The following is a 7,539-nucleotide window of genomic DNA, read 5'->3' on the forward strand; positions in this document are numbered from 1 at the left end:
CACCACCCTCGGTGAGCTCCGCGCGACCGGCGCCACCGCCCGCCCGGTCAAGGCCGAGATCCGCGCCAACCTGCTCGCCCGCCTGGCCGAAGGCTCGCCCACCCTGCCCGGCATGGTCGGCTTCGAGGACACCGTCCTGCCCGAGGTCGAGCGCGCCCTCATCGCCGGCCACGACCTCGTGCTACTCGGCGAGCGCGGCCAGGGCAAGACCCGGCTGATCCGCACGCTCGTCGGCCTGCTCGACGAGTGGACCCCCGTCCTCGTCGGCAGCGAGCTCAACGAGCACCCGCTGCAGCCCATCAGCGTCTGGGCGCACCGGCAGATCGCCGAGCACGGCGACGCGACCCCGGTCGGCTGGCTGCACCGCAGCGACCGGTTCGGCGAGAAGCTGGCGACGCCGGACACCTCCGTCGGCGACCTCATCGGCGACGTCGACCCGATCAAGGTGGCCGAGGGCCGCACCCTGGGCGACCCCGAGACGGTCCACTACGGCCTCGTGCCGCGCACCAACCGCGGCATCTTCAGCGTCAACGAGCTGCCCGACCTCGCCGAGCGCATCCAGGTCGCGCTGCTCAACGTGCTCGAGGAGCGCGACATCCAGATCCGCGGCTACCGCGTCCGGCTGCCGCTGGACCTGCTGCTGGTCGCCAGCGCGAACCCCGAGGACTACACCAACCGGGGGCGGATCATCACCCCGCTCAAGGACCGGTTCGGCGCCGAGGTGCGCACCCACTACCCGATCGAGCTCGCCGACGAGATCCGCCTGCTGGAGCAGGAGGCGCGCACCAGCGGCCTGGGCGCCCCGGGCGGGCAGGCCGCGCTGGACGCCCCCGTCGTCCCCCAGCACCTGGTCGAGATCGTCGCCCGGTTCACCCGGCTGGTGCGCGAGTCCAGCCACGTCGACCAGCGCTCCGGCGTCAGCGCGCGCTTCGCCATCGCCGGGCTGGAGACCGTCGCCGCCTCGGCCGTCCGCCGGGCGGCGGTGTCCGGGGAGACCCGGCCGGTCGCGCGGGTCGTGGACCTGCCGAGCATCGTCCCGGCCAGCCGCGGCAAGGTCGAGTTCGCCGACGCCGGCTCCGACCCCGACGACGACCGCGAGCTGGAGATCCTCGAGCACCTGCTGCGCCAGGCCACCGCCCAGACCTTCCGGGCGCGGTGCGCGGGGCTGGACCTCACCGGGCTGCAGGAGCACTTCACCGGCGGGGAGACCGTCGAGTCCGGCGACCTCGTCCCCGCTCCGGCGCTGCTCGGGCAGCTGGGCACCGTCCCCCGGCTGGCCGAGCTGCTGGGCCGGCTCGGCGTGCCCGAGGGCGACCAGTCCGCCGAGCAGGCGGCGGCCGCGGTGGAGTTCGCCCTCGAGGGCCTGCACCTGACCCGCCGGCTGGCCAAGGACACCGACGGCGGCCGCACCGTGTACGGGGCCTGAGGTGAGCACGCGCCGCCCGCGCGGCTACCGGTACGGCGCCTGGCGGGGCGGCCCCGACCCGCTGGCGCCGCCCTACGACCTCGGCGACGCAGTCGACGAGATCGGCGACTCGGTGCTCGACGGCAGCGGGGTGCGGGAGGCGCTGCGCGAGCTGCTGCGCCGCGGCACCCAGGGCCGCCGCGGGTTGGACGAGCTGCGCCGCCAGGTGCGCGAGCGGCTGCGCCAGGCCCGCACGGCCGGCCGGATGGACGGCACGCTGGAGGAGGTGCGGGAGCTGCTGGACCGCGCCGTGCAGGCCGAGCGGCGGGAGCTCTTCCCCGACCCGGACGACATGGCTCGGCTCAAGGAGGCCGAGCTCGACGCCCTCCCCGAGGACACCGCCGGCGCCGTCCGCGCGCTCAAGGAGTACGACTGGCGCTCGGCGGAGGCCCGCCAGGCCTACGAGCAGATCCAGGACCTGCTGCGCCGCGAGGTGCTCGACAGCTCGTTCTCCTCGATGAAGCAGGCGCTGGAGAACGCCTCGCCCGAGGACATGCAGGCGGTCAAGGACATGGTCGCCGACCTCTCCCGGCTGGTCGACGCGCACAACCGCGGCGAGGACACCGACGAGCAGTTCGCCGACTTCATGGCCAAGCACGGCCAGTTCTTCCCCGAGCAGCCGGAGTCGGTCGAGGAGCTGATCGACTCGCTGGCCCGGCGGGCCGCCGCGCAGCAGCGGATGATGGCCGGCCTCTCCCCCGAGCAGCGGGCCGAGCTCGCCGGCCTCATGGCCCAGACCATGGAGGACATGGGGCTGGCCAGCGAGATGGCCCACCTCTCCGACGCGCTGCGGCAGGCCCGCCCCGACCTGCCGTGGGGCCAGCGCGGCCAGGTGCCCGACGGCGAGCAGGCGCTCGGCATGGGCGACGCCACCTCAGCCGTCGCGGAGCTCGCCGACCTCGAGGCGCTGTCCAACCAGCTGTCGCAGGGGTACGCGGGGGCGTCGCTGGCCGACGTCGACGAGGAGCTGCTGCAGCGGGCGCTGGGCCGCTCGGCCGCCGACGACCTGGCCGCGCTGCGGCAGCTGGAGCGCGAGCTGGAGCGGCAGGGCTACCTCAACCGCTCGGGCGGCACGCTGGAGCTCTCGCCCAAGGCGGTCCGGCGGCTGGGCGCGACCGCGCTGCGCCGGGTGTTCGCCAAGCTGGACGCCACCGGCCGCGGTGAGCACGACGTCGCGGACGCCGGTGCCGCCGGGGAGCTCACCGGCAGCTCCCGGGAGTGGCGGTTCGGCGACGAGCAGCCGCTGGACGTCGTCCGCACGGTGCGCAACGCCGTCCTGCGGACCGCCGGCGAGCCGCGCACCGGCACCCGGGTGCGGATCGCCGTCGAGGACTTCGCGGTCGTGGAGACCGAGCGGCGCACCGGGGCCGCGGTCGCCCTGCTGGTCGACCTCTCCTACTCGATGGCGCTGCGCGGCACGTGGGGTGCGGCGAAGTCGACGGCGATGGCGCTGCACTCGCTGGTGACCACCCGCTTCCCGCAGGACGCCATCGAGATCATCGGCTTCTCCTCCACGGCCCAGGTGCTGCGCCCCGAGACGCTCGCCGAGCTCTCCGTGGACACGCTGCAGGGCACCAACCTGCAGCACGGGCTGATGCTGGCGCGGCGGTTCCTGGCCCGGCACCGGGACGCCGAGCCGGTGGTCCTGGTGGTCACCGACGGCGAGCCGACCGCGCACCTGGAGGACGACGGGACGCCGTTCTTCTGCTGGCCGCCGATGCCGGAGACGATCGCCCGCACCGTCGCCGAGGTGGAGCGGGTCGCCCGGTCCGGGGCCACGGTGAACGTGTTCGCCCTGGACCCCGACCCGGGGCTGGTGCACTTCGTGCACGACCTCACCCAGCGGGCCGGCGGCCGGGTGTTCGAGCCCGACGCCGAGCGCCTGGGCGAGTACGTCGTCGCCGACTACCTGCGCTCCCGCCGCGGCCGCTAGCTGGGTGACGTGCTGGAACGGCCCCAGGAAGGACCCCGTCCTCCTCACCCCTCGCAGGCTCGAGGCGAGCCTCGGGACGGAGCCGCAGGGGGCGGGGTCCTTCGTCTTCAGCCGCTGGAGCTGATGCCCGGGATGCGGCCCGCCCGGAAGGCGTCCACGAACAGCCGGTGGTCCTCCTGCGTCCGGTGCGCGTACCCGTGCGCGAACGCGACCAGGTCGGCGACGAACTCCTCGTCCCGGCCGGCGAGCATCGCGGTGATCGCCTCCTCGGTCTGGAACGGCACGAGGGTGTGGTCGCTGTCGGCGTCGCCCACGCAGTGCAGCTTGGCGGTGGCCCGGCCGAGCTGCTCGAGCACCGGCCGCATGTCGGCGGGCTCGGTGAGGTCGTCCCACTCCAGGTCGAGCTCGTAGGGCGAGAGCTCCGCGACGACGAAGCCGGTGCCGCGGATGTCGGTGTAGCCGAGGAACTGGGACGCGTGCGACTGCAGCGCCCGCCGGCTCACCGCCGTCCGGTGGCCCTCGTGCTCGAAGTACTCGCGGATGCCCGGGTCGGTGACCACGCGGCTCGGCGCCGGCACGTTCCCCTGCTTCACCGACAGGACGACGTCGTTCTCCAGCGCCTGGTCGTAGCCCTCGAGCAGCACGTTGTAGGCCGGCAGCCCGGCGCTGCCGATGCCGAAGCCGCCGGTGCCGATGAGGTCCTTGACGTCGTAGGCGACCTCCCGCCGCCAGGGCCGCGGGGGCAGCGTCGTCTTGTACCGCTCCAGCGCCTCGAGCACCTCCGCCCGCTCGGCGTCCTCCAGCCGGCGGTTGCGCGGCGAGTCGGCGAAGCGGCGCTCGTCGCCCTCCACCACCGTCATCCGCTGCAGCAGGCCCAGCCGGGTGCGGGTCGCCGTCCGGCGGATCAGGTCGTGCACCGCGCCGCTGGTGTTGCCGGCCAGCAGCGCGTACTCGCGGTCGGCATCGGAGCGGGTGAAGGCCGCGACCTGGTCGAGCCAGGCGTGCAGGTAGACGGCGATCAGCTCGCTGATCACCTCGTCGGACAGGGCCTTGCGCCAGGCCATGAGCGCGAAGCTGGCGGCGAAGCGGCGCAGGTCCCAGCTAACGTGCCCTAGGTAGGCCTCGTCGAAGTCGTTGACGTCGAAGACGATGCGGCCCTCGGCGTCCATGTAGGTGCCGAAGTTCTCGGCGTGCAGGTCACCGTGGATCCACACCCGCGACGTCTGCTCGTCGCACCAGCGGTCCTCGGTCGTCGCCATGTCCGCGTAGAACAGGGGGGCACTGCCCCGGTAGAAGGCGAACGGGTCGGCGGCCATCTTGCGGAACTTCGCGCGGAAGGCCAGGGCGTCGGCGTCCATGAGGTCGCCGAAGGCCTCGACCAGCACGTCGACGATCTGCCGCGTCCGCGCGTCGGGATCGGGGGACGGGGTCACACCACGGAGGGATGGGGGCACAAGGTGCACCGTAGGGGGCCGATAACGTCGGTGGTGCCCCGATGACGCAGGCACCGATCAGGGACGGAGGGACCATGATCCGCACGGTCACGGCCCGACGGCTGGCCACCGGTGCCGCCTACGGCGGCGGCGGGGTCGGTCTCGCCGGTGCCGCCCTGGTCGCCCTCCTGCGCGAGGAGGCGCGGTCGGCCCGCCGCCGGGTCGAGTCCCGCACCACCAAGCAGGACCCGCCGTCGGGCGACGGCGTCTACGGCCGGGGAGGCGGGACGCCGATCGTGCTCACCGTCCTGGGCGACTCCAGCGCCGTCGGGCTGGGCGTGCACCGTGCCGCGGAGACGCCGGGCGTGCTCGTCGCCGCGGGGCTGGCAGAGCTCGCCGAGCGACCCGTGCGACTGGTGCGCCTGGCCCGCTCCGGCGCCCGCGCCGCCGACCTCGACGAGCAGGTCGAGCGCGCGCTGGCCGAGCAACCGACGGTCGCGGTCATCATGATCGGCGCCAACGACGTCACCGCCCGCACGCCGACGTCGGTCTCGGTCGGCCACCTCACCGACGCCGTCCGCCGGCTCACCGCGGCCGGCTGCGAGGTCGTCGTCGGCACCTGCCCCGACCTGGGCACCATCCGGCCGATCGCCCAGCCGCTGCGCACGCTGGCCCGACGGTGGAGCCGGCAGATGGCCGCGGCGCAGACGATCGCCGTCGTCGAGGCCGGGGGGCGCACGGTGTCCCTGGGCTCGCTGCTCGGCCCGGCGTTCGCCTCGGACTCGACCATGTTCAGCGTCGATGAGTTCCACCCCAGCGCCGCGGGCTACGCCGCCGCGGCCGCGGTGCTGCTCCCCTCGGTCGCCGACGCCCTGGGCGTCTGGCCGGCCGCGGCCGACCGCAAGCTGCGGGCGCTGCGCCGGGAGACCGCCCGCCCGGTCGCCCGCGCCGCCGCCCGCGCCGTCAACCGCCCCGGCACCGAGGTCCAGCCGGCGGAGGTGGCCGGGTCGGAGACCGGCCCGTGGGGCCCCTGGGCGCTGCTGCGCCGGCGCCGGCCGACCGAGATGCCCACCCCCGACGAGGCCGAGCACGCCGGCGACGAGGCGGGCAGCCCGCTCACCGGCCGTTCAGGGTGACCCCGGCCACACCGGCGCCCTCCTGGCCTGCGGCCGGCCGCCCGACCGCGGCGCGGGGGTAGTTTCCGAGGTGACCGACGTCCGGCGAGCTGCGCCCGGACCCACCTCACCGTGGAGGAACCATGCCAGAAGCCGTCATCGTCTCGACCGCGCGCTCGCCGATCGGGCGCGCGTTCAAGGGGTCGCTCAAGGACATGCGCCCCGACGACCTCGCCGCCGCGGTCATCCGGGCCGCGCTCGACAAGGTGCCCGCCCTCGACCCGCGCGACATCGACGACCTCATGCTCGGCTGCGGGCTGCCCGGCGGCGAGCAGGGCCACAACATGGGCCGCGTGGTCAGCGTGCTGCTGGGCATGGACCACCTGCCCGGCACGACCATCACCCGCTACTGCTCCTCCTCGCTGCAGACCACCCGCATGGCCCTGCACGCGATCAAGGCCGGCGAGGGCGACGTCTTCATCTCCGCCGGCGTGGAGACCGTCTCCCGGTTCGTGAAGGGCAACAGCGACTCGCTGCCCGACACCCACAACCCGGTGTTCGCCGACGCCGAGGCCCGCGTCGCCAAGACCGCCGAGAGCGGCGCCGACTCGTGGACCGACCCGCGGGAGAACGGCGACGTCCCCGACGTCTACATCGCCATGGGCCAGACGGCGGAGAACCTGGCGCTGCTCAAGGGCGTCACCCGCCAGGAGATGGACGAGTTCGCCGTCCGCAGCCAGAACCTCGCCGAGGAGTCGATCAACAACGGCTTCTGGGAGCGGGAGATCACCCCGATCACCCTCCCCGACGGCACCGTGGTCTCCAAGGACGACGGCCCGCGGCCCGGCACCACGCTCGAGGGCATCGCCGGCCTCAAGCCGGTGTTCCGCCCCGACGGCCGGGTCACCGCGGGGAACGCCTGCCCGCTGAACGACGGCGCCTCGGCCGTGGTGCTTATGAGCGACACCAAGGCCCGCGAGCTCGGCCTCACCCCGCTGGCCCGCGTGGTCTCCACCGCGGTCACCGGCCTCTCGCCGGAGATCATGGGCTACGGCCCGGTCGACGCCTCGCGCCTGGCCCTGAAGCGGGCGGGCATGACGATCGAGGACATCGACCTCGTCGAGATCAACGAGGCGTTCGCCGCGCAGGTCATCCCGAGCTACCGCGACCTGAACATCCCGATCGAGAAGCTGAACGTGCACGGTGGCGCCATCGCCGTCGGGCACCCCTTCGGCAGCACCGGCGCCCGCATCACCGGCACGCTGATCAACGGCCTCCAGACCAAGGACAAGACCTTCGGCCTGGAGACCATGTGCGTCGGTGGCGGCATGGGCATGGCGATGGTCCTGGAGCGCCTCTCCTGATCGCCCCGGCCCCGCTGCTCTCGCAGCGAGGCCAGAAGCGACGACGGCCCGGCCCCCTCACGGGGCCGGGCCGTCGTCGTCGCCGGTGGCCCTACTCCGCGAACGGCAACGTCCATATCTCGTACTGACATTAGCCCGGGGCTTTCACGGGAGAGCGGCGTGACCGGGTGTTGATCAACTGAAAAGTGCTCCTGACCAGCAAGGATGGGTCTTGTCGAGGGACCTATCC

The 7,539-nt window shown here is 74.0% G+C and carries 5 protein-coding genes; 4 read left to right on the forward strand and 1 reads right to left on the reverse strand.

The genetic code is table 11. The features are described from left to right. Together E9529_RS20490 and E9529_RS20495 are read left to right on the forward strand one after the other, a co-directional pair. A partial coding sequence (locus tag E9529_RS20490) for a sigma 54-interacting transcriptional regulator (RefSeq protein ID WP_236833117.1) occupies window positions 1–1,426 on the forward strand: 1,426 nt, incomplete at its 5' end. Between the two features lies 1 nt (window position 1,427). Continuing rightward, on the forward strand, window positions 1,428–3,398 hold the full coding sequence (locus E9529_RS20495; protein ID WP_236833118.1) for a VWA domain-containing protein: 1,971 nt from the start codon (window positions 1,428–1,430) through the stop codon (window positions 3,396–3,398). Window positions 3,399–3,505: 107 nt separating this feature from the next. On the opposite strand, the gene E9529_RS20500 is transcribed toward E9529_RS20495, so the two are convergent. Beyond that, window positions 3,506–4,831: a DUF2252 domain-containing protein gene (locus E9529_RS20500; RefSeq protein ID WP_236833119.1), complete on the reverse strand. Its 1,326-nt coding sequence runs from the start codon at window positions 4,829–4,831 to the stop codon at window positions 3,506–3,508. A 95-nt stretch (window positions 4,832–4,926) separates the two neighbouring features. Here E9529_RS20500 and E9529_RS20505 point away from each other — a divergent pair, with 95 nt between their 5' ends. Then, complete coding sequence (locus E9529_RS20505; protein ID WP_236833120.1) at window positions 4,927–5,967, forward strand: SGNH/GDSL hydrolase family protein; 1,041 nt, start codon at window positions 4,927–4,929, stop codon at window positions 5,965–5,967. A gap of 122 nt (window positions 5,968–6,089) precedes the next feature. Continuing rightward, complete coding sequence (locus E9529_RS20510; protein WP_236833121.1) at window positions 6,090–7,310, forward strand: acetyl-CoA C-acetyltransferase; 1,221 nt, start codon at window positions 6,090–6,092, stop codon at window positions 7,308–7,310. Window positions 7,311–7,539: the final 229 nt, after the last annotated feature.

Origin of the sequence: Blastococcus sp. KM273128 (assembly GCF_021698975.1) — a bacterium.
Classification (GTDB): domain Bacteria; phylum Actinomycetota; class Actinomycetes; order Mycobacteriales; family Geodermatophilaceae; genus Blastococcus.

What these genes read in the sequence shown, in the direction of transcription:
- E9529_RS20510 (WP_236833121.1), top strand. Translation starts at nt 6,090, where the DNA reads ATGCCAGAAGCCGTCATCGTCTCGACCGCGCGCTCGCCGATCGGGCGC.
- E9529_RS20505 (WP_236833120.1), top strand. Translation starts at nt 4,927, where the DNA reads ATGATCCGCACGGTCACGGCCCGACGGCTGGCCACCGGTGCCGCCTAC.